Origin of the sequence: Pantoea sp. GM_Pan_3, from assembly GCF_026541045.1 — a bacterium.
Lineage (GTDB): Bacteria > Pseudomonadota > Gammaproteobacteria > Enterobacterales > Enterobacteriaceae > Pantoea > Pantoea anthophila.
Genome location: NZ_JALNVA010000002.1, coordinates 36,381 through 58,230, shown reverse-complemented (window position 1 = coordinate 58,230; position 21,850 = coordinate 36,381). Strand labels below are relative to the sequence as shown.

Genomic DNA, 21,850 nt, shown 5'->3' with positions numbered 1-21,850 from the left:
GCTTCTCCTGGATAACACGCACTATACCCTTCGACTTGCGTCTCGCAGGGGCGTTGCTGCCAGCCTGCATTTGACATCTGCGGGGTACATCGATCCCCCATTGGGGAAAAAAACAGGCCGCTATAAATAACAGAAGCAGTCAGGGTTGGCAATTCTTCGTGAACACACCTTGACAAGCCTGTGAGGAACAGCGTAGTTGGTCCCCGATTTTGAGCATTCTTACCACATAAAATTGCAAAAGATATTACAAGGTTACGTTAACCGGCGTTTTAAGAACTATTCCCGCCGCGGATAAGTCTGCCTGATACGCGAAAACCTCTACGCCCTCTCGCTGCGCCTGAGCCAGTTGTTCTGCATACGCCGCATCAATGTGGCGTGCCGGGGAAACGTCCTCAATCCCCGAGTGCAGAACGGCAAACAACAAAACGGCCCGATGACCCTCTGCCGCAACCGTCGCCAGTTCACGCAGGTGTTTCTGTCCTCGAATCGTCACCGCATCCGGAAAATAACCTTTACCTTCATGTAAAAGGGTTACGGATTTCACCTCAATATAGCAGTTGCGTCGGCCCTCTGCTCTGAGCAGGAAATCAATTCTGCTTTTTTCACTGCCATATCTGACTTCCGCCTGACGCTGGGCATAACCGGTCAGTTCCGCTATCCGGTTCTGGTCCAGCGCTTCGGCTACCAGTTGATTCGCGCGCAGCGTATTGACGCAGATCCACTCTCCCGCCTGCGTCTCGGTCAGCTCCCAGCTGTGCGGGTATTTGCGCGTCAGGCTGCCGGAGGTGGAGTACCAGACCCGATCGCCTGGGGTGGCGCAGCCGGTCATGGCGCCGGTGTTGGCGCAGTGAATCGTCAGCTGCTCGCCCTCGGGCGTCACGACATCGGCCAGGAAGCGCTTGTAGCGGGCGATCAGGCGGGCGGGTTTAAGAGGAGGAGAGAAGTGCATGGGGATCCTGAGAGCGTAACGGCCAGCTGGCCAGGGTGCGATAACGGGTACGGCCCCGGCTGTACTCCGAGGCAAACAGCGAAAACGCCGGGACATGAAAACGCCAGTGAAAGCCGCGCGGCGGCAGCGCCACGGGCTGTGTCGCCTGGCGTAACAGCGTAATGTGCGGATGAAACGGCTGCGGGCTCTGGTGGCAGCCGTGTCGGGCAGCCTGGGCCCGCAGCAGGCTGGCGAGCTGTAACAGACCGCGTGGGGCGCGCTGGCAGCCGAGCCAGACCACGCCGGGGCGCGGCCAGTGACCGGCATCATCCAGCTCGAGATCGAAGCCGGGCTGATCAATACGCGATGCCAGCGTCTGCAGGCGCTGGGAGGTCTCCGGCGCGACCTCGCCAAGAAACGCCAGCGTCAGGTGCAGACTGGCGGCGGCCACCGGCTGGCCCGCCTCCGCAGGAAAGGTGTCGGCCCGCCAGCGCACCAGCTGTTGCTGCATCGCGTCAGGCAGGCTGATGGCAAAAAATAAGCGTTGTGTCGCCATGGCGCTCTCCGGCAAATATCACGGATGGATGCTACAATGCGCGCCATCTTAGCACAGGCAGAAGCGGAGTTTGCTGTGAGCGATTTACCGGTCAGCGCGGTGCTGCCTGACATTCTGGCGGCGCTGAGCCACGCCCCTCAAATCCTGCTGGCCGCACCGACGGGGGCGGGCAAATCGACCTGGCTGCCGCTGCAGCTGTTACAGCAGGCGGCGTTGCCGGGGCGAATCATTATGCTGGAGCCACGGCGGCTGGCGGCGCGCAACGTAGCGCAACGGCTGGCGGAGCAGCTCGGCGAGCAGCCGGGGGCGACGGTGGGATTCCGCATGCGCGGCGAAAGCTGCGTCGGGCCAGAGACGCGACTGGAAGTGGTGACCGAAGGCATGCTGACGCGCATGCTTCAGCACGACCCGATGCTGGAGGGCGTGTCGCTGGTGATCCTGGATGAGTTTCACGAGCGCAGCCTGCAGGCCGATCTGGCGCTGGCGCTGCTGCTTGATGTGCAGCAGGGGCTGCGCGACGACCTCCGAATCCTGCTGATGTCCGCCACGCTGGACAATGCCCGGCTGGCGGCGCTGCTGCCCGACGCCCCTTTGATCGTCTCTGAAGGACGCAGCTTTCCGGTGGAGCGGCGCTATGCGTCGCTGAACCAGACGGTGCGTTTCGAAGAGGCGGTAGCGCGTGAAGTCGCCCAGCTGCTGCGGGAGGAGAGCGGTTCGCTGCTGCTGTTTCTGCCGGGCGTGGCGGAGATCGAACGGGTTAAGCGTGAACTGGAGGCGCGCATCAGCGACGACGTGGATCTGACGCCGCTCTACGGTGCGCTGCCGCTGGCGGCACAGCGCCGGGCAATTCAGCCCGCCGCGGCCGGACGCCGCAAATTGGTGCTCGCCACCAATATTGCCGAAACCAGTCTGACCATTGAGGGGATCCGGCTGGTGGTCGACAGCGCACTGGAACGCAGCGCCCTGTTCGATGCCCGCAGTGGCGTGACGCGTCTGCAGACCCAGCGCATCAGCCAGGCGTCTATGATCCAGCGTGCGGGCCGCGCCGGGCGCCTGATGCCGGGGATCTGCCTGCATTTACTGCCGCAGGAGCAGGCCGCCCGCGCGGCCGCGCAGAGCGAGCCGGAGATCATGAACAGCGATCTCTCCTCGCTGTGGCTGGATCTGCTGCAGTGGGGCTGCACCCAGCCGCAACAGCTGCAGTGGCTGGATCAGCCACCGGTGAAAAACCTGGCGGCGGCCCGGCAGCAGTTAACCCGTCTGGGGGCACTGGATGACCATGGCCTGCTGAATACCCTGGGGCGGCGCATGGCACAGCTGGGCAGCGATCCGCGCCTGGCGGCGATGCTCTGTGCGGCGGGCGACGAGGCGGATGCGGTCGCCAGCGCCGCACTGCTGGTGGCGATTCTGGAAGAGCCACCCCGCAGCGGCAGCGCCGATCTGCGCGATGCGCTGCACCGGCCTCAGGCACAGTGGCAGCGACGGGCGCAGCAGTGGCAGCAGCGACTGAAGGTACGCGGCGGACGGGTCGATGAGGATCGTTTCGCTGGCTTGCTGGCGGTGGGGTTTGGCGATCGGCTGGCGCGGCGACGCGACCAGAGCGGCCGCTATCAGCTCGCCAACGGGCTGGGGGCCAGGCTGGATGAGCAGGATGGCCTGACGCGTCATGAATGGCTGATCGCGCCTGCCCTGTTACAGAGCAACGCCGCGCCGGATGCCCGGATGCTGCTGGCTCTGCCGGTCGACATTGAGGCGCTGTGCCAGCAGCGGCCCGCCCTGGTTGAGCGCCGCACCGAGGTTGAGTGGGATGAAGAGAGGGGCACGCTGCGCGCCCTGAAGCGTGAGCAGATTGGCGCACTGATACTCCGGACGCAGCCGATGGCAAAGCCGGAACCGGCGGTGCTGCACGCGGCGATGCTGCGCTGGATTGCGGAAAAGGGGCTGTCCGTGCTCGGCTGGACGCCAGAGGCAGAGCAGCTGCGGGTGCGTATCCAGTGTGCGGCGCAGTGGCTGCCGGAAGAGGGCTGGCCTGTCGTCGATGATGCGGCACTGCTTGAACGTCTGCCGGAGTGGCTGCTGCCGCAGATGACCACGGTGCGCGATCTCCGCAGCCTGCAGGCGGTAAACCTGACCTCCGCACTCTTACATTTACTCACATGGTCACAACGTCAGCGGCTGGATAGTGCGCTGCCAACTCATTACACTGTGCCGACCGGAAGCCGGCTGCCGATTCGCTACGATGCGGAGAAGCCGCCCGCGCTGGCGGTACGGATTCAGGAGATGTTTGGTGAAGCGCAGAACCCCACCGTAGCGGAAGGCCGCATTCCGCTGGTGCTGGAGCTGTTATCGCCCGCCCAGCGGCCATTGCAGATCACCCGCGATCTGGCGGCATTCTGGCGCGGTGCCTGGCCGGAGGTCAGGAAAGAGATGAAGGGACGTTATCCGAAACACCTCTGGCCCGACGATCCGGCTACCGCCTTGCCAACAAGGCGAACCAAAAAAATGTCCCCGCAGGGTTGAGTCCACTGGATCGAATTCAGAGGGTTCTGCCATGCGTTATGCGAGAAAGCAGTTAGAGTAGCGGCGCTGCCGTAAGCACTGCCTGGAGAAGAAAAGTAATGTCTGGGAACGATCGCGAACCAATAGGGCGCAAAGGTAAAGCGTTGCCGCCGCGCAGCAGTGCGGGGCGGGGACGACGCAGGGATATCGAACAGGATATCGACCAGGACGATTTTAATGATGACGAGGAGGAAGCGCCGGTGCCACGTAAAGGTAAAGGTGGAAAACCGCCGCGCGGCAAACGCCGTTGGCTGGGATGGGTAATTAAACTGTTCCTGGTGTTTGTGGTGGTTATGGCCGCGTGGGGCATCTACCTCGACTCGGAAATTCGCAGCCGTATCGACGGTAAAGTGTGGCAACTGCCTGCCACCGTCTATGGCCGCATGGTCAGCCTGGAACCGGGCATGGCCTACAACAAAAGTGAAATGGTCGCCCTGCTGGAAGGCACCCAGTATCGCGAAGTGTCGCGCATTACCCGTCCCGGCGAGTTTTCGGTGAAGGGCAACACGATCGAGCTACTGCGTCGTCCGTTTGATTTCCCCGACAGTAAAGAGGGGCAGATCCATGCACGCATGAGCTTCAGCAAGGATGAGCTGAGCGAGATTAAAAACCTCGAAACCGGTCGCGATTTTGGCTTCTTCCGCCTCGATCCCCGGCTGATCACCATGCTGCAGTCGCCAAATGGCGAACAGCGACTCTTCGTGCCCCGCGCCGGTTTCCCGGATCTGCTGGTCGATACGCTGATTGCCACAGAAGATCGCCATTTCTATGAGCATGACGGCATCAGCCCTTACTCGATTGGCCGTGCCTTCCTGGCGAACATCACCGCCGGCAAAGCGGTGCAGGGCGGCAGTACGCTGACGCAGCAGCTGGTGAAGAACCTGTTCCTCACCAACGAGCGTTCGCTGTGGCGAAAAGCGCGTGAAGCCTACATGGCGGTGATCATGGATGCGCGCTACAGCAAAGACCGCATCCTGGAGCTCTACCTGAACGAGGTCTATCTCGGCCAGGCGGGCAGCGATCAGATCCGCGGTTTCCCGCTGGCGAGCCTCTATTACTTTGGCCGTCCGGTCGATGAGCTGAGTCTGGATCAGCAGGCGATGCTGGTCGGCATGGTAAAAGGTGCCTCGCTCTACAACCCATGGCGCAACCCGAAACTGGCGCTGGAGCGACGCAACCTGGTGCTGCGCCTGCTGCAGCAGCAGAAGGTGATCGATCAGGAGCTGTATGACATGCTGTCGGCGCGTCCGCTGGGCGTGCAGCCAAAAGGCGGCGTGATCACGCCACAGCCTGCCTTTATGCAGATGGTGCGTAACGAACTGCAGGCGAAACTGGGCGATAAGATCAAAGATCTCTCCGGGGTGAAAATCTTCACCACGCTGGACCCGGTGTCGCAGGATGCGGCGGAAAAAGCGGTGGTTGACGGGATTCCGACGCTGAAAAAACAGCGCGGCCTGAAGGATCTGGAAACGGCGATGGTGGTGGTTGACCGCTTCAGTGGCGAAGTGCGCGCCATGGTCGGCGGTGCCGATCCGCAGTACGCCGGGTACAACCGTGCGCTGCAGGCGCGCCGTTCGATTGGCTCACTGGCGAAGCCGGCGACCTATCTGACCGCGCTGAGTCAGCCTAACAGCTACCGTCTCAACAGCTGGATCGCCGATGAGCCGATTGCGCTGAAGCAGCCCAACGGCAGCCTCTGGAAACCGATGAACGACGATCGTCGCTTCAGCGGCAAAGTGATGCTGGTGGATGCGCTCACCAACTCCATGAACGTGCCGACGGTGAACCTCGGTATGACGCTGGGGCTGGATGCGGTGGTGGACACCTGGACGAAGCTGGGCGTGGCGAAGGATCAGCTCAATCCGGTGCCTGCCATGCTGCTGGGTGCACTGAACCTGACGCCGGTTGAAGTAGCGCAGGCGTTCCAGTCGATTGCCAGCGGCGGTAACCGCGCTGAGCTCTCGGCGGTGCGGTCGGTGATCGCCGAAGATGGCAGCGTGCTCTATCAGAGCTATCCGCAGGCGCAGCGCGTGGAACCGGCTCAGGCCGCCTATCTGACGCTCTATACCCTGCAGCAGGTCGCCGATCACGGCACCGCCCGTGCGCTGGGCGCGCGTTTCCCGAATGCGCATCTGGCCGGAAAAACCGGGACCACCAACGATCTGATCGACAGCTGGTTTGCCGGTATTGATGGCAAAGAAGTGGCGATCACCTGGGTGGGACGCGACAACAACCAGCCGACCAAACTCTACGGTGCCAGCGGTGCGATGCAGATCTACCGTCGCTACCTCGATAATCAGGCGCCGATGCCGCTGCAGCTGACGCCGCCGGAAGATGTCTCGCTGATGAACATCGACTCTGCCGGTAACTTTGTCTGCGGCACGGGCAGCAGTACCTGGCGCGCGCTGCCGGTCTGGGCGCTGGATCCGAATGCGCTGTGTCAGCAACAGCAGCAACAGGTTCAGCAGCAGCAACAGTTGTTCGATCAGCAGCAGCAACAGCAGCAACAGCAGCAGCCGACTCAGCAACCGCAGGAGCAGAAAGAGAGCGACGGCGTAGCAGGGTGGATAAAAGATATGTTTGGCAAATAAATCGGCCAGATGGGTTAAAAAGGGCGCTTCGGCGCCCTTTTTTTGTGGTCTTTTATTACTCTTCAATCGCCCCGCAAACGGCGTCAACGCTGGGATTTGTTCTTGCAGTGCCCGCTGCAGTTCGCATATTATCTAATCCGTTATAATAATCATTATCGTTTCGATTCGCTCGCCTGAGCCTATTTTAAGAGACACTTTTATGAATGCGCGAACGCGTTTTGCCGACAACACCAAAAAAACATTTTCCCGACCGCTTCTGGGCGTCATGATTTCACTCAGCCTGAGCACCTCGCTGTATGCCGCGCAGACGGAGACGATGGTCGTCTCGGCAGAAGGCGGCAGTGGGGTCGAAGCCGAAAGCCCCTGGGGCCCGGCGCCAACGATCGCCGCGAAGCGCAGCGCTACCGGCACCAAAACCGATACCCCAATCGAAAAAAATCCGCAGTCCGTCTCCGTGGTGACCCGCGAAGAGATGGAGATGCGCAACGTGACCAGCGTCAAAGGAGCGTTTAACTACACGCCTGGCGTGCTGACCGGCAACCGTGGCAGCTCAGACGTGATCGATGCGTTGTCGATCCGCGGCTTCAGCGAAACCAACACCAACCAGTATCTGGATGGCCTGAAACTGCAGGGGGATAACTACTCGGAGTTTGCCCTCGACCCTTACTTCCTGGAGCGTGCCGAGCTGCTGCGCGGTCCGGTGTCTGTGCTCTACGGCAAAAGTAACCCCGGCGGCGTGGTCGCGCTGGTGAGTAAGCGTCCGACGCAGGAGACCCTGCGTGAAGTCCAGTTCCAGATGGGTAACGACAATCTCTTCTCAACCGGCTTTGATTTTGGCGGCGCGCTCGATGATGACGGTGTATACAGCTATCGACTGACCGGGCAGGCGCGCAGTCAGGATGCGCAGCAGGCGATGAACAAAGAGAAGCGCTACACCATCGCGCCCGCATTCAGCTGGCGTCCCGATGAGCGGACCCGCGTTGACCTGCTGACCTATTTCCAGAACGAGCCGGAAACCGGCTATTACGGCTGGCTGCCGCGGCAGGGCACGATCGTGCCGATCACCCGCGCGGATGGCCGTGAATATAAGCTGCCGACCAACTTCGATGAAGGCGAGCAGAGCAACAAAATCTCCCGCACCACCAAAATGGTGGGCTACAGCGCCGAGCACAGCGTCGACGACACCTGGACGCTGCGTCAGAACCTGCGCTACGCCGATCTGCGCACCGACTACCGCAGTATTTATGGCAATGGTTTCAACGCTGCGACGCAGGAGATTACCCGTGGGTCAGCAGCCTCCAGCGAGAAGCTGAATCAGTTTGCCGTGGATACGCAGGCGCAGGCGAAATTTGCCACCGGCCTGGTGGATCATACGCTGCTGCTGGGTGTCGATTATCAGCGGACGCGCAATGACATTGATGCAGCTTTTGGTAGCGCTGCGCCACTGAATGCCATTAATCCGCAGTACGGTAATGATGCGAATATCGGCACCCCATTCCCTTATCAGTACCTGAATAAACAGGAGCAGACAGGCCTGTATACGCAGGATCAGATGGAGTGGAATCGCTGGGTACTGACCCTGGGTGGCCGTTACGATTATGCAATGACATCAGCGCTGAATCGTAATGGGGATACGGAGGTTAAAAATCATGATCAGGCGTTTACCTGGCGTGGTGGCCTTAATTACGTATTTGATAACGGGATCGCGCCTTATTTCAGCTACAGCGAATCGTTCATACCAACGGCAGGCACAACGTCTGACGGTCAGCCTTTCGATCCGGCGCGCGCTAAGCAATATGAAGCAGGCGTGAAATATGTGCCGAAAGATCGTCCGGTCGTGGTGACGGCGGCGGTTTATCAGCTGACCAAAACCAAAAACCTGACAGCCGAACCCGGTAATGTTCTTTTCAGCGTGCAGAGCGGTGAGATCCGTTCGCGCGGTGTTGAGCTGGAAGCCAAAGCGGCGCTGAATGCTAACGTCAACCTGACCGCCTCTTATACCTACACCGATGCGGAATATACCGAAGACACCCTGCTGAAAGGCAAAACGCCGGTGCAGGTGCCGAAGCATATGGCCTCACTCTGGAGCGACTACACCTTCCACGAAACCGCGCTGTCAGGCGTGACGATCGGTGCTGGGGTACGGTATGTGGGCGAAAGTCAGGGGCTTTACAGCACTGGCTCTGAGCAGAACCAGAACTTTAAGGTTGCCGGTTACACCACGGTGGATGCGGCGCTGAAATATGATCTGGGCCGTTTCGGATTGCCAGGCTCGTCGGTGGGCGTTAACGTCAACAACCTGTTCAACCGCGAGTATGTCGCCAGTTGCTACCGTGAATACGCCTGCTACTGGGGTGCAGAGCGCCAGATTGTCGGTACCGCCACCTTCAGATTCTGATTTAACCGGGCGCTGCGGCGCCCGTTCACAGGGATTATCATGCCGTATCCGCACGCAGAAGAGGCCACCTTTACGCTGGATAACGCCAGCTTTGAGGTCCCGGGCCGAACCCTCCTCCAGCCACTTTCACTGACTTTTCCACCAGGCAAAATGACTGCGCTGATTGGTCACAACGGTTCAGGTAAGTCGACGCTGTTGAAAATGCTGGGTCGTCATCATGGTGCCAGCCACGGCGAGGTTCGTCTGAATCAGCAGCCGGTCGGGCGCTGGAACAGTAAAGCCTTTGCCCGTCAGGTCGCCTATCTGCCGCAGCAGCTACCGGCAGCCGAAGGCATGACGGTTCGTGAGCTGGTGGCGATTGGCCGCTATCCCTGGCACGGCGCGCTGGGCCGCTTTGGTCAGGAAGATCGCGACCGGGTGGAGGATGCGATTACGCAGGTGGGGCTTAAACCCTTTGCCGGTCGGCTGGTGGACAGCCTGTCGGGCGGTGAACGCCAGCGCGCCTGGCTGGCCATGATGGTGGCGCAGAACAGCCGCTGCCTGCTGCTCGATGAACCCACCTCGGCGCTGGATATTGCTCATCAGGTTGAGGTGCTGGCGCTGATCAAAAATCTCAGTGAGCAGCGCGGCTTGACCGTGATTGCGGTGCTGCATGATATCAATATGGCAGCACGCTATTGCGATCATCTGGTGGCGCTGCGTCAGGGAACAATGATTGCCGAAGGTGACGCAGAGGCCATTATGCAGGCTGAGGTGCTGGGTGCGATTTATGGCATCCCGATGGGGATTTTACCGCACCCGCAGGGTGGCGCACCGGTCAGTTTTGTCTGTTAAGGAAAGGATGATGCCCGATCTTTCTCGCCGCCGCCTGATGCTGGCACTGGCGGCCTCGCCACTCTTTTGTGCGCTTCCCCTGCGTGCCGCGACGCCGAACCCTGGCCGGATTATCGCGCTGGAGTGGTTACCCACCGAATTGCTGATGGCGCTGGGTATCACACCTTACGGCGTGGCCGATCTGCATAACTACAACATCTGGGTCGGAGAGCCGCCGCTGCCGGCGGGCGTGACGGATGTCGGTCTGCGCACGGAACCCAATCTTGAGCTGATGGTACAGATGCAGCCGTCGCTGATCCTCTGCTCCAACGGCTACGGCCCTTCGAAAGAAAAACTGATGCGCATCGCGCCGATCATGGGCTTTGACCTGCAAAGCGGCGACGGCAAACCCCTGACTGCCGCCCGGGCATCGCTGCGCCAGCTGGCTGCGCGGCTTGGGGTCAGCGAGCGGGCGGAGCAGCATCTGCGCGAGGTCGACGCTCAGCTGGCGGCAGCGCGGCAGCGTCTGGCACCCTATGCCGGACGCACCCTCCTGCTGATGTCGCTGCTCGACAGCCGTCATGCCATCACCTTCGGCAAAAACAGTCTGTTTCTGGAAGTGATGACGCTGCTGGGCCTGAAAAATGGCTGGCAGGGCGAAACCAACTTCTGGGGCAGCGCGGTGGTTGGCATCGAACAGCTGGCGCAGGCCGGGGATGTGCAGGCAATCTGCTTCGATCACGACAACGATGCCGATATGGCACAGCTGATGCGCAGTCCGCTGTGGCAGTCGCTGCCGTTTGTGCGCGCCGGACGTTTTCAGCGCGTTCCGGCGGTCTGGTATTACGGTGCCACGCTCTCGGCGCTGCACTTTGTTCGCGTGCTGGAACGCGCGCTGGAGACGCAATGATGCGCCATGCCCTGTTTCCTCTCCTGCTGCTTAGCCTGCTGTTTCTGCTGGCGCTCAGCCTGACGCTGGTCAATCTGCAACAGGCCCTGCCGCCCGCCGACTGGGCGCAGGCGCTCTGGTCACCGGCTGTCGATAACCTGTCGCAGATGGTGTTTCACTACAGCCTGCTGCCGCGCACCGTACTGGCGCTGCTGGTCGGTGCCGGACTGGGGCTGGCCGGTCTGCTGTTTCAGCAGATCCTGCGCAATCCGCTGGCGGAGCCGACCACGCTGGGCGTCTCGTCCGGGGCGCAGCTTGGGATCACCGTAGCGACGCTCTGGCATCTGCCCGGCGGCGCGCTGACCCAGCAGTTTGCCGCGCTCAGCGGCGCGGTGCTGGTGGGGGCGCTGGTGCTGGGTGTGGCCTGGGGCAAGCGCCTGTCGCCGGTCACGCTGATTCTGGCCGGCCTGGTGCTGAGTCTCTACAGCGGCTCGGTCAATCAAATCTTCGCTATCTTCAATCACGATCAGCTGCAGAACATGTTTCTGTGGAGCACCGGCGCACTGAATCAGATGAGCTGGGACAATGTGCAGCAACTCTGGCCGCGCCTGCTGCTGGCCTTTGTGCTGGCCCTGGCGCTGCTGCGTCCGCTGACGCTGATGGGGCTGGATGATAGTGTGGCGAAGAATCTGGGCCTCGCGCTCTCTGTGGCGCGCATTGGCGGCCTTGCGCTGGCCATCCTGCTCAGCGCCCAGCTGGTGAATGTGGCCGGGGTCATCGGTTTTATCGGGCTGTTCGCTCCTCTGCTGGCGAAGCTGCTGGGGGGAAGACGTCTGATCACCCGGATGATGCTGGCTCCCCTGACGGGTGCGCTGCTGCTCTGGCTGGCGGACAGCGGCGTGCTGTGGCTCAGCACGCACTGGCGTGATATTCCGACCGGTACAGCCACCGCGCTGCTGGGCGTGCCCATCCTGCTGTGGCTGCTGCCGCGTCTGCGAACCGGCTCCGTGCCGCCCGCCTTGAATCAGGGTGACAACGTGCCCGCCGAGCGGCAGAATCTGCTGCGCTGGGCGCTGATCGGCATCGCCGTGCTGGCCCTGCTGGCCTGGGTCGGCCTGGCCGGGGGCCGGGATGCGCAGGGCTGGAGCTGGTCAGCAGGTGAGATGCTGCATTCACTGCTGCCGTGGCGTGCGCCGCGGGTGCTGGCTGCGCTGGTGACCGGCCTGATGCTGGGCGTAGCAGGCAGCCTGATCCAGCGGCTGACCGGCAATCCGATGGCCAGCCCGGAAGTGCTGGGCATCAGTTCCGGTGCCGCCTGTGGTGTGGTCGTCATGATGTTTCTCGTGCCGGGGGATGCTCTGGCGTGGCTGCTGCCTGCCGGTGCGCTGGGGGCGGCGCTGACGCTGCTGGTGATTATGCTGGTCGCCAGCCGGGGGGGATTCTCGCCGGAGCGGATGCTGCTGGCAGGTATGGCGCTGAACAGCGCCTTTGTCACGCTGCTGATGCTGCTGCTGGCCAGTGGCGATCCGCGCATGGGCGACCTGCTGAGCTGGATCTCCGGCTCGACCTATAACATCAGCGGCCGTCAGGCGATGCAGAGCGCGCTCTGCGCGCTGGTGCTGGTCGCGCTGACGCCGCTCGCCAGTCGCTGGCTGACCCTGCTGCCGCTCGGCAGTGTCACCGCGCGCTCGGCCGGCATCGCATTAACACCGGTGCGGCTGAGTCTGCTGCTGCTGGCGGCCGCGCTGACCGCCAGCGCGACGCTGACTATCGGTCCGCTGAGCTTTGTCGGGCTGATGGCTCCGCATATGGCGCGGATGCTGGGCTTCCGGCGGGCTCTGCCGCAGATGGTGCTGTCAGGATTGCTGGGAGCGGGGTTAATGGTGCTGGCGGACTGGTGCGGGCGGATGCTGGCCTTTCCGGATCAGATCCCAGCCGGGCTGATGGCGACGTTTTTAGGCGCACCTTACTTCATCTGGCTGTTGCGGCGTTCAGTTTAATAAGACCGGCGCCGCCGCCGGTCTGAGAGTATTGACAAAATCTGGTCCGACTCGCTGTCAGACCGAGCCTGCGCAGGGAACACAGTCAGATCGGAAAGGCGCAAAAGCCGTCATCCCTGACACGCTCGGCCCGCGCCATCCCTGGCGCGGGACGCTTTCCTCCTCTGCCTGTGTTCCCTGCGCATTGAGTTTCGTGTTGCTGTGAGATCCTGGATCGGATGCTACTGCCGATCTGCATCTCTACTGCCGCCTGTTACAGCTTCGCGAAACAACGACGCGCGGCATCGATGGTGTGCTGAATATCCACTTCGCTGTGTGCCAGCGACATAAAGCCCGCTTCATAAGCCGATGGAGCAAAGTAAACGCCTTCCTCCAGCATCAGGTGGAAGAAGGTTTTGAAGCGATCCACATCACAACGGGTCACGTCCGCGTAACAGGTCACGCTGTCAGCGTCGGTGAAGAAAAAGCCGAACATGCCGCCAACGTGGTTCACCACCAGCGGGATATTCTGCTCTTTCGCCGCGTCACGCAGACCTTCAGCCAGCTGACGGGTCAGCGCATCCAGTTTCTCATGGGTGCCCGGCTGTGCAAGCTGAGTCAGACAGGCGTAGCCCGCCGCCATCGCGATCGGGTTACCGGAGAGCGTACCCGCCTGATAAACCGGACCGGTCGGGGCCAGCGCCGCCATCACTTCGCGACGGCCACCGAATGCGCCTACCGGCATACCGCCACCGATGATTTTACCCAGGCAGGTAAGATCGGGACGGACATTGTAGTGAGCCTGCGCGCCGCCCAGCGCAACGCGGAAACCGGTCATCACTTCGTCAATAATCAGCAGCGCACCAAACTCGTCGCACAGGGCGCGCAGGCCCGGCAGAAACTCAGGCTGTGGCGGAATGCAGTTCATGTTGCCCGCGACCGGCTCAACGATAATGGCGGCAATCGCCTCAGGGTATTGCTCAAACGCGCTGCGCACCGAGTCGAGGTCGTTAAAGATGCAGGTCAGGGTATGTTTGGCGAAATCGGCCGGGACACCCGGCGAGTTTGGCTGACCGAGGGTCAGTGCACCGGAACCCGCTTTCACCAGCAGATGATCGGCGTGGCCGTGATAGCAGCCTTCAAACTTGATGATTTTGTCGCGGCCGGTAAAGCCACGCGCCAGACGGATAGCGCTCATGGTCGCTTCGGTGCCGGAGTTCACCATCCGCACCATCTCCATGCTCGGCACCAGATCGCACACCAGCTGCGCCATGGTCACCTCCATGCCGGTCGGTGCGCCAAAGCTCAGGCCACGCCCGGCCGCTTCGATCACCGCATCGCGGATCGCCGCATTGTTGTGACCCAGTACCATCGGGCCCCATGAGCCGACATAATCGATATAGGCTTTGCCATCGGCGTCATAGAGACAGGCTCCGTCAGCGTGATCGATAAACAGCGGAACGCCGCCCACACCGGTAAATGCGCGTACTGGCGAGTTTACGCCACCCGGGATCAGGCGTTGTGCCTCGGCAAACAGTTGTTCGGACTTACTCATTTTCGGCTCCAGCGGTTCAGAAAAATAGGGTGCCATTCTACGGAAGAGGGGCAGCCGGCGAAAGGTGGTTTCACCCGCAGCGCCCCTTACAGAGGGGAAAGCGGCACAGAGTGCGAAGGGCAGAGCTTGATTGCGCTGAGGTGCTGACTGATAATAGCGTAATTAAGGTCGTTTTCTGACCTGGACGTTTAGCGGAGTAAAACATGAGTGATGAAGTAGTAGCACTGCCGTTGCAGTTTACCGACGCCGCAGCTAACAAGGTCAAGAACCTCATTGCCGATGAAGAGAACCCGGCGCTGAAACTGCGTGTCTATATCACCGGTGGCGGTTGCAGTGGTTTCCAGTATGGCTTCACCTTTGATGACCAGCTGAACGATGGCGACATGACGATTGAAAAGCAGGGCGTCTCGCTGGTGGTTGACCCGATGAGCCTGCAATATCTGGTGGGTGGATCGGTGGATTACACCGAAGGGCTGGAAGGTTCGCGCTTCATCGTGACCAACCCGAATGCGAAAACCACCTGTGGCTGTGGCTCCTCTTTCAGTATCTGATGATGCAGGCCGTCAATCTGACGGCCTCGTTTACCACTCTACCGTTACCAGACGGATTCCCTGCTTCTGACTTCCCTCTGTCCGGCTCTGGCTCTCTGTAATGCGCGGCTGCGCACTGGCCTGTCTGCCACAGTCAACCTGCGGTGCGGGCTGACCACGTGCCGTGTTAATTTCACAGCGTGAATAGATGACAAGCCTGGCGCCTATAGAGCCAGTGATCGATCCCGCACAGGCAGATCCGGCGATCGTCAGCCCTATGGCCAGCAGCAGTGCTCTGGTCATATGAAGTTCCTGGTGTTTAAAAGGCGCCGGGGCGCTAAAAGGAGGGCGAGCATACGTGGCTCGCCCGTCTCTGTTATTGATTAACGGCAAAAAGTGCGGCGGCTTTAATCAATTCGCTGATTTATCGATCGGGATGCAGGGCCGCACAGAGTTGCTGCGCCGCCAGCAGCAGTCGCGGGCCAGGGCGGCTAAGCCAGTCCTCGTTGATGGCGATCACCGGCACCCTGAGCTGCGGCTGCCAGAATGTCCGGATATTCTCCGCCTGCTGCGCATCGCCGCCCGTCACTATCGCCTGAGGATGGCGCATCAGAACCTGCTCGCGGCTCACCTGCGGCCAGCTGACGCGGCTGTCAGCAAAGATATTCCTGCCCCCGCAGAGGGTAACCATCTCATTCTGCATCGTCTCTCTGGCGGCGGTGAACAGCGGTTGCTGGCCAAACTGCAAAAAAAGCGGAACCGCAGCCAGGTGAGTATAGCGCTGGCGCAGCGCCGTTGCCTGCTGATGTAACTGCCGGGCCGCGCGGGCCGCCTGCTCCGGCCTGGGGCTCCAGTGACCCAGATCGGCCAGCGCCGCGATCATCTCATCCAGCGTCCGCGGATCGATCCACTTAACCGGTACACCCAGCTGCTGTAACTGGGCGATCTGCCGCTGCGGATTGCCGCCCCGCCAGGCCAGAACCAGATCGGGTTTAAGCTGCAGGATCCGTTCTGTTCTGATGCCCTGCCAGTCGGCAACCTGTTCAATCTGTTTTGCCTGTGGCGGAAAGTCGGACCAGGCGCTGACCGCAATCGGGGTGATCCCGGCGGCAAAGGCGAGCTCGGTGAGATGGGGAGCAAGGGTAATAACGCGGGGTGGGGAAGCCAGCAGGCTGCCGCTCAACAGCAGCAGCCAGCAGAAGAGCAGGGTTTTAGCCACGCGCCAGATGCGCCAGCAGGTTCTCCACCATCAGTGAAGATTGCTTTGCTGCCACGCTGAGGAACTCATCAAAACTGAGGTGCGACGCTTTGTCGGCCACGTCAGAGATGGCCCGCACCACCACAAATGGCACCTGGAACTGATGGCAGACGTGACCGATGGCGGTCGCTTCCATCTCAACCGCAATCGCCTGCGGGAACTGACTGCGAATGCGCGCCAGCGGTTCGGCGCCGTTGATAAAGGCATCTCCGCTGACCACCAGGCCGCGCACGGCATTCAGATCAAGCTGTTTAATGCAGGCTTCCGCTGCGGCGATGAGGGTGCTGTCTGCCACGAACGCGGCCGGACAACCCGCCATCTGACCCGGCTCGTAGCCAAAGGCCGTGACGTCCGCATCGTGATAACGCACTTCTTCAGAGACCACGATATCGCCCACGCTGAGCGACGGCGCTAATCCACCCGCAGAGCCGGTGTTGATCACGACGTCAGGCTTGCAGAGTTGCAGCAGCAGCGTGGTACCCAGCGCGGCAGAGGTTTTACCAATGCCCGATTTCAGCAGTGCCACCTCAACGCCCTGCAGGGTGCCGGTATAAATTTCACAACCCGCCAGCGACAGCGTTTGACGGTTTTCAATTTTGTCGCGCAGCAGTGTGACTTCCTGCTCCATCGCGCCAATAATGCCTGCTTTCATAGTGAGTCCCGCTAATGTAAAAAATGAAAAATTAGGGCATAGTTTAGCATGGCATTCAGGGGATTAATTCACGAAAAAATAAGGGGTAATCCATGTCGGCGATCAATTTCAGGAAGAAGATCAGCTTCTCGCGCCCTTATACCAGTCGAAAAGATCCGGAAGGCGAATATTACATTACCCGCCATTTTGAGAGCGACCGCGGGCGGATTATCAACTCCGCCGCTATCCGTCGCCTGCAGCAGAAAACCCAGGTGTTCCCGCTGGAGCGCAACGCCGCCGTCCGCTCCCGCTTGACGCACTCGCTGGAGGTTCAGCAGACCGGCCGCTACATCACCAAAGAGATCCTGCAGACGCTGAAGATGCAGGGCGGGCTGGCGCACTATGGTCTGGATGAGTTAGAGGGAGCGTTTGAAAGTCTGATAGAGATGGCGTGTCTGCTGCACGACGTCGGCAATCCGCCGTTTGGCCACTTTGGCGAGGCGGCGATCAACGACTGGTTTGAAGAAAATCTGCCTGCCGAACTGGTCGATCCGCTGGTGGCCGGTGTGGAAGGGGAGGCGCAGCGTCAGGCTTTTGATCAGCTCAACGCCACCATCCGCCAGGATCTCTGCCATTTTGAAGGCAACGCCCAGGCCATTCGCATGGTGCATACGCTGCTGCAACTCAATCTCAGCTATTCTCAGGTTGCCTGCATCCTGAAATATACGGCCCCCGCCTGGTGGCAGGGTGAAAAACCCGCCGAATTTAGCGTCCTGATGAAGAAACCGGGTTTTTATCTCTCTGAACAGGATTATATTATCGAGCTGCGTGCTGCCACCAATATGAAAGAGCACCACCGCTTTCCGCTCACCTATATAATGGAAGCCGCGGATGATATCTCCTATTGTATTGCCGATTTGGACGACGCTGTAGAAAAAGATATCTTCAATGTTGAGAGTTTGTATGAATTTCTCAATAAAGCCTGGGGGCCGGTTAAAAATAATGATGCTTTCAGCCGGACGATTGGCGAAGCCTGGCGTGAAGCCTGTAATAAAAAACGCCGCAGCCGCAGCGATCAATTTTTTATGTCATTACGCGTAAATGTTCAGAGTGTATTGGTCAGCTATGCGGTCAAGCGTTTTGTTGATAATCTGCCTGCCATATTCGACGGCAGTTTCAACCATGCGCTGCTGGAAGATGAGGGTGAAGAGGGGCGTTTGCTGCAGCTGTTTAAGACCGTCGCCCGTCAGCAGGTCTTTAACCATTCTGAAGTGGAGCAGCTGGAACTTCAGGGTTACCGGGTCATCAGGGGCCTGCTGGAGATCTATCAGCCGCTGATGCGCCTCAATTACGAAGCCTTTACCACGCTGATAAATGAAGATTTCCTGCGTCAGCATCCCATCGAAACCCGGCTTTTTCATAAGCTCTCCGGTAAACACCGCAAAGCGTATTTACATAAGATGCGTAACCTGGTGGTGGAGCATAAATATCAGCGGCTGTTGTGGGAGCGTTATTATCGCTTCCGCCTTATTCAGGATTATATCAGCGGCATGACCGATCTCTATGCCTGGGATGAGTACCGGCGGCTGATGGCCGTAGAATAAGCCGCCAATTGTAAAGAGCGCGAATAAATTTTTACTTTTTCCTGAAACTTTTTAAGGAACTTCGCGCTAAAACATTTATCTCACCTTTCGACCACAGCAATGGTCTGAACAGTAATCTTACAGAGAAACGAAAAATGAAAAAAAAGACCTTAGTATTAAGTGCGCTGGCGTTAAGCCTGAGCATGGCGTTCGCCCCTGTTACTGTTTCTGCTGCGCAAACGGCCTCTTCAGATAGCCAGCAACTGCCAAGTCTGGCTCCAATGCTGGAGAAGGTCATGCCGTCTGTGGTCAGTATCAGCGTCGAGGGCACCACCACGGTTAAAACTCCCCGCATGCCACAACAGTTTCAGCAATTCTTTGGCGACAATTCGCCTTTCTGTCAGGACGGCTCGCCGTTCCAGGGCTCACCAATGTGCCAGGACGGTGGAGCAGGCGGTAACGGCGGAGCGCCAGGCCCGGATACCCAGCAAGAGAAATTCCGCGCGCTGGGATCGGGCGTCATCATTAACGCCGAAAAAGGCTATGTGGTCACCAACAACCACGTGGTGAACAACGCCACCAAAATTCAGGTGCAACTGAGCGATGGCCGTCGCTATGACGCCAAGGTCATTGGCAAAGATCCGAGCTCTGATATTGCGCTGGTGCAGCTGCAGGACGCCAAAAACCTGACCGCGGTGAAGATCGCCGACTCTGACAGCCTGCGTGTGGGTGACTACACCGTGGCCATCGGTAACCCTTACGGACTGGGTGAAACCGTGACGTCAGGTATCGTCTCTGCGCTGGGACGCAGCGGCCTGAACGTGGAAAATTATGAGAACTTTATTCAAACCGATGCGGCGATCAACCGGGGTAACTCCGGCGGCGCGCTGGTTAACCTCAACGGTGAGCTGATCGGAATTAACACCGCGATTCTGGCACCGGATGGCGGCAACATCGGTATCGGCTTTGCTATCCCCAGCAACATGGTGAAAAACCTGACGGCGCAGATGGTGGAGTTTGGTCAGGTGAAACGGGGTGAGCTGGGCGTGCAGGGAACAGAGCTGAACTCCGAGCTGGCTAAAGCGATGAAGGTGGACGCACAGCGCGGTGCCTTTGTCAGCCAGGTGCTGCCGGACTCAGCTGCCGCCAAAGCGGGGATTAAAGCCGGTGACGTGATCGTCTCCATGAACGGCAAACCGCTCAGCAGCTTTGCCTCGCTGCGTGCGGAAGTGGGCTCACTGCCGGTGGGCACTACGCTGAAGCTGGGACTGCTGCGTGACGGCAAGCCGCTCGACGTCTCTGTCCAGCTGCAGCAGAGCAGCCAGGCGAAAGTTCAGTCTGCGACCATCTACACCGGCATTGAAGGCGCCGATCTCAGCAACATCGAAGCGGGTGCCAAAGGTGTGCGGGTGGATAACGTCAAACCGGGCAGTGCCGCGGCGCGTATCGGCCTGAAGAAGGGCGACGTGATTCAGGGCGTAAACCAGCAGGTGGTGACCAACCTGGGCGAGCTGCGTAAAGTCCTCGACACCAAACCGTCGGTTCTGGCGCTGAACGTGAAGCGTGGTGACAATACGCTCTATCTGCTGATGCAGTAAGCGACGCGTAATAACCTCTCAGGCGGACTGCGGTCCGCCTTTTTTATGCCCGCTCTCCGCCGTGGCAGAGTGTGATAGTGACCGCAAATCCGGGAAATCAGCGCCAGCCTCTGTGCAATTGCACAATGCTCCGCGTGCGACGCCTGCGTATTCTGTTGCTCCCCTATTTTTTCAGGAGTAATGGATGGCTGCCTATCACCTTGATGCCCGGCTGGCGCAGGATATCGTGGCGCGCACCATGAGAATTATCGACAGCAATGTCAACGTGATGGACGCGCGGGGCCGCATCATTGGCAGCGGCGATCCTGAACGCGTTGGAGAGTTGCACGAAGGCGCACTGCTGGTGCTCTCTCAGGGACGCGTGGTGGACATTGATGACGCCGTGGCTAAACATCTGCACGGCGTGCGGCCAGGCATCAACCTGCCGCTGCGCCTGGATGGCGATATTGCGGGTGTGATTGGCCTGACCGGCGAACCGCTGTCGCTGCGTCATTATGGCGAGCTGGTCTGTATGGCGGCAGAGATGATGCTGGAGCAGGCGCGGCTGCTGCACATGCTGGCCCAGGATAGCCGCCTGCGTGAAGAGCTGGTGCTGAATCTGATCCGCAGTGACACGCTGTCGCCGCAGCTGACCGAGTGGGCGCAGCGGCTCGGCATCGACCTCAATCAGCCTCGCGTTGCCGCTGTCATCGAGGTGGACAGCGGCCAGCTCGGCGTGGACAGCGCCATGTCAGAGTTGCAGCAGCTGCAGACACTGCTAACCACGCCGGAGCGCGATAATCTGATCGCCATTGTTTCGCTGACCGAAATGGTGGTGCTGAAACCCGCCCTGAATGCGCATGGACGCCACGATCAGGAGGATCATCGCCGCCGCATCGAGCAGTTGCTGCAGCGGATGAAAGAGCGTGGGCATCTGCGGATGCGTATTGCACTCGGCAATGTTTTTACCGGGCCCGGCAGCATTGCGCGCTCCTATCGCACCGCCCGCACCACCATGATGGTAGGCAAGCAGCGGATGCCGGGATTACGCAGCTACTTCTATCAGGATCTGGTGCTGCCGGTGCTGCTCGACAGCCTGCGAGGCGGCTGGCAGGCGAATGAGCTGGCGCGGCCACTGGCAAAGCTTAAAAGCATGGATAACAACGGCCTGCTGCGTCGTACGCTGATGGCCTGGTTTACCCATAACGTGCAGCCGGGCGCCACTGCGCGCGCGCTGTTTATCCATCGCAACACGCTGGAGTACCGGCTGAACCGGATTTCTGAACTGACCGGGCTTAATCTGGGACAGTTTGATGACAGGCTGTTGCTCTATGTGGCGCTGCAGCTGGATGAGCAGGGATAACACGCAAACAGCGGGCATAAAAAAGGCCAGCAGTGCTGGCCTTTCCGGTCGGGCAGGGAATTAACGACCGTTACGGGTTAATTTTTCCAGGTCCGATTCAATCTCACTGATTTTGTGAGAAACCACGCTTTCCAGATGACGCAGGTCATCCAGAATTTTGCGTTTCAGATCCACTTCAACCTGGTCACGCTGGCAAATCTGGTCCAGTTCGTCGATGACATAACGCAGATTCGGGCTGATCTCCTGAACTTCTTTATAGCCCTGGGTCGCGTGATCGGCCACGACGGTTTTGCGCTGACGCGGATATTTGAATTTGACGCTTTTCGCGAAAAATTCACCTTTATCTTTGCGGAAGTAGATTTTCAGAATGTCGTTATTCGCTTCCTGACGCAGGCTGTAGCGATCGATGTCGTCCGGATTACTGATTCCTAAGCTTTTCAGATTGTCATACATGGCGTTGTTTCCATCAAAAGTGAGAAGCGCGCAGTCTTGTTCATGACGTCAGACAACTGTAGACATAAATCAGCGGGATGAACATTGCGCGACAGGATTTAACTGGCGCGGATTATGACCTGGATGAAATCTAAACGCACCCGTTCCTTCGCGGCGCGAATCAGGTTGATTTGGAATGGCTGTAAAG

At 59.8% G+C, this 21,850-nt stretch carries 17 protein-coding genes; 10 read left to right on the top strand and 7 right to left on the bottom strand.

Translation table 11 applies throughout. The features are described from left to right. Nucleotides 1-244: 244 nt before the first annotated feature. The gene (gene sfsA / locus OXR04_RS08140) at nucleotides 245-949 is read right to left on the bottom strand and encodes a DNA/RNA nuclease SfsA (RefSeq protein ID WP_058957914.1); all 705 of its coding nucleotides are present in this window, start codon (nucleotides 947-949) and stop codon (nucleotides 245-247) included. Further along, nucleotides 927-1,484, bottom strand: a complete 558-nt coding sequence (gene thpR, locus OXR04_RS08135; protein WP_009092036.1) for an RNA 2',3'-cyclic phosphodiesterase — start codon at nucleotides 1,482-1,484, stop codon at nucleotides 927-929. Before thpR ends, sfsA begins: the two co-directional genes overlap by 23 nt. A gap of 36 nt (nucleotides 1,485-1,520) precedes the next feature. On the opposite strand from thpR, the gene hrpB reads away from it, so the two are divergent. The 6 genes from hrpB (at nucleotide 1,521) to fhuB (ending at nucleotide 12,734) form a co-directional block, all read left to right on the top strand. Then, on the top strand, nucleotides 1,521-4,004 hold the full coding sequence (hrpB, locus tag OXR04_RS08130) for an ATP-dependent helicase HrpB (protein WP_267369818.1): 2,484 nt from the start codon (nucleotides 1,521-1,523) through the stop codon (nucleotides 4,002-4,004). Nucleotides 4,005-4,102: 98 nt separating this feature from the next. Further along, the gene (mrcB, locus tag OXR04_RS08125; protein ID WP_009092030.1) at nucleotides 4,103-6,634 is read left to right on the top strand and encodes a bifunctional glycosyl transferase/transpeptidase; all 2,532 of its coding nucleotides are present in this window, start codon (nucleotides 4,103-4,105) and stop codon (nucleotides 6,632-6,634) included. Nucleotides 6,635-6,833: 199 nt separating this feature from the next. Then, nucleotides 6,834-9,032, top strand: coding sequence for a ferrichrome porin FhuA (gene fhuA / locus OXR04_RS08120; protein ID WP_267369820.1), 2,199 nt, complete (start codon nucleotides 6,834-6,836; stop codon nucleotides 9,030-9,032). Nucleotides 9,033-9,071: 39 nt separating this feature from the next. Next, nucleotides 9,072-9,866 carry a Fe3+-hydroxamate ABC transporter ATP-binding protein FhuC gene (fhuC, locus tag OXR04_RS08115; protein ID WP_111208505.1) on the top strand — a complete coding sequence of 265 codons (795 nt, stop codon included), beginning with the start codon at nucleotides 9,072-9,074 and terminating at the stop codon, nucleotides 9,864-9,866. Nucleotides 9,867-9,876: 10 nt separating this feature from the next. Then, nucleotides 9,877-10,755: a Fe(3+)-hydroxamate ABC transporter substrate-binding protein FhuD gene (gene fhuD / locus OXR04_RS08110; RefSeq protein ID WP_046101254.1), complete on the top strand. Its 879-nt coding sequence runs from the start codon at nucleotides 9,877-9,879 to the stop codon at nucleotides 10,753-10,755. Beyond that, nucleotides 10,755-12,734 carry a Fe(3+)-hydroxamate ABC transporter permease FhuB gene (fhuB, locus tag OXR04_RS08105; protein ID WP_267369861.1) on the top strand — a complete coding sequence of 660 codons (1,980 nt, stop codon included), beginning with the start codon at nucleotides 10,755-10,757 and terminating at the stop codon, nucleotides 12,732-12,734. The genes fhuD and fhuB overlap by 1 nt, the downstream gene beginning before the upstream one ends. 253 nt (nucleotides 12,735-12,987) lie before the next feature. Here fhuB and hemL read toward each other — a convergent pair whose 3' ends face one another. Then, nucleotides 12,988-14,268, bottom strand: coding sequence for a glutamate-1-semialdehyde 2,1-aminomutase (hemL, locus tag OXR04_RS08100; RefSeq protein WP_267369822.1), 1,281 nt, complete (start codon nucleotides 14,266-14,268; stop codon nucleotides 12,988-12,990). 203 nt (nucleotides 14,269-14,471) lie between these two features. Between hemL and erpA the strand changes: the two genes are divergently transcribed. Then, the gene (erpA, locus tag OXR04_RS08095; RefSeq protein WP_009092018.1) at nucleotides 14,472-14,819 is read left to right on the top strand and encodes an iron-sulfur cluster insertion protein ErpA; all 348 of its coding nucleotides are present in this window, start codon (nucleotides 14,472-14,474) and stop codon (nucleotides 14,817-14,819) included. Between the two features lie 30 nt (nucleotides 14,820-14,849). Here erpA and OXR04_RS08090 read toward each other — a convergent pair whose 3' ends face one another. The 3 genes from OXR04_RS08090 to mtnN all read right to left on the bottom strand — a co-directional run bounded on the left by OXR04_RS08090 (nucleotide 14,850) and on the right by mtnN (nucleotide 16,708). Beyond that, nucleotides 14,850-15,101, bottom strand: coding sequence for a hypothetical protein (locus tag OXR04_RS08090; protein WP_009092016.1), 252 nt, complete (start codon nucleotides 15,099-15,101; stop codon nucleotides 14,850-14,852). Between the two features lie 121 nt (nucleotides 15,102-15,222). Next, on the bottom strand, nucleotides 15,223-16,017 hold the full coding sequence (btuF, locus tag OXR04_RS08085) for a vitamin B12 ABC transporter substrate-binding protein BtuF (RefSeq protein WP_154928392.1): 795 nt from the start codon (nucleotides 16,015-16,017) through the stop codon (nucleotides 15,223-15,225). Further along, nucleotides 16,010-16,708 (bottom strand): 5'-methylthioadenosine/S-adenosylhomocysteine nucleosidase, encoded by a 699-nt coding sequence (gene mtnN, locus OXR04_RS08080; protein ID WP_046101257.1) that lies wholly within the window; start codon nucleotides 16,706-16,708, stop codon nucleotides 16,010-16,012. Before mtnN ends, btuF begins: the two co-directional genes overlap by 8 nt. Before the next feature lie 92 nt (nucleotides 16,709-16,800). Between mtnN and dgt the strand changes: the two genes are divergently transcribed. The 3 genes from dgt (at nucleotide 16,801) to OXR04_RS08065 (ending at nucleotide 21,210) form a co-directional block, all read left to right on the top strand. Next, complete coding sequence (gene dgt, locus OXR04_RS08075; protein WP_267369824.1) at nucleotides 16,801-18,291, top strand: dGTPase; 1,491 nt, start codon at nucleotides 16,801-16,803, stop codon at nucleotides 18,289-18,291. 134 nt (nucleotides 18,292-18,425) lie between these two features. Next, nucleotides 18,426-19,868: a serine endoprotease DegP gene (gene degP / locus OXR04_RS08070; RefSeq protein ID WP_267369826.1), complete on the top strand. Its 1,443-nt coding sequence runs from the start codon at nucleotides 18,426-18,428 to the stop codon at nucleotides 19,866-19,868. 184 nt (nucleotides 19,869-20,052) lie between these two features. Next, nucleotides 20,053-21,210: a CdaR family transcriptional regulator gene (locus OXR04_RS08065; protein ID WP_009092007.1), complete on the top strand. Its 1,158-nt coding sequence runs from the start codon at nucleotides 20,053-20,055 to the stop codon at nucleotides 21,208-21,210. Between the two features lie 60 nt (nucleotides 21,211-21,270). On the opposite strand, the gene OXR04_RS08060 is transcribed toward OXR04_RS08065, so the two are convergent. After that, nucleotides 21,271-21,663 carry a DUF3461 family protein gene (locus OXR04_RS08060; RefSeq protein ID WP_009092005.1) on the bottom strand — a complete coding sequence of 131 codons (393 nt, stop codon included), beginning with the start codon at nucleotides 21,661-21,663 and terminating at the stop codon, nucleotides 21,271-21,273. Between the last annotated feature and the right edge of the window lie 187 nt (nucleotides 21,664-21,850).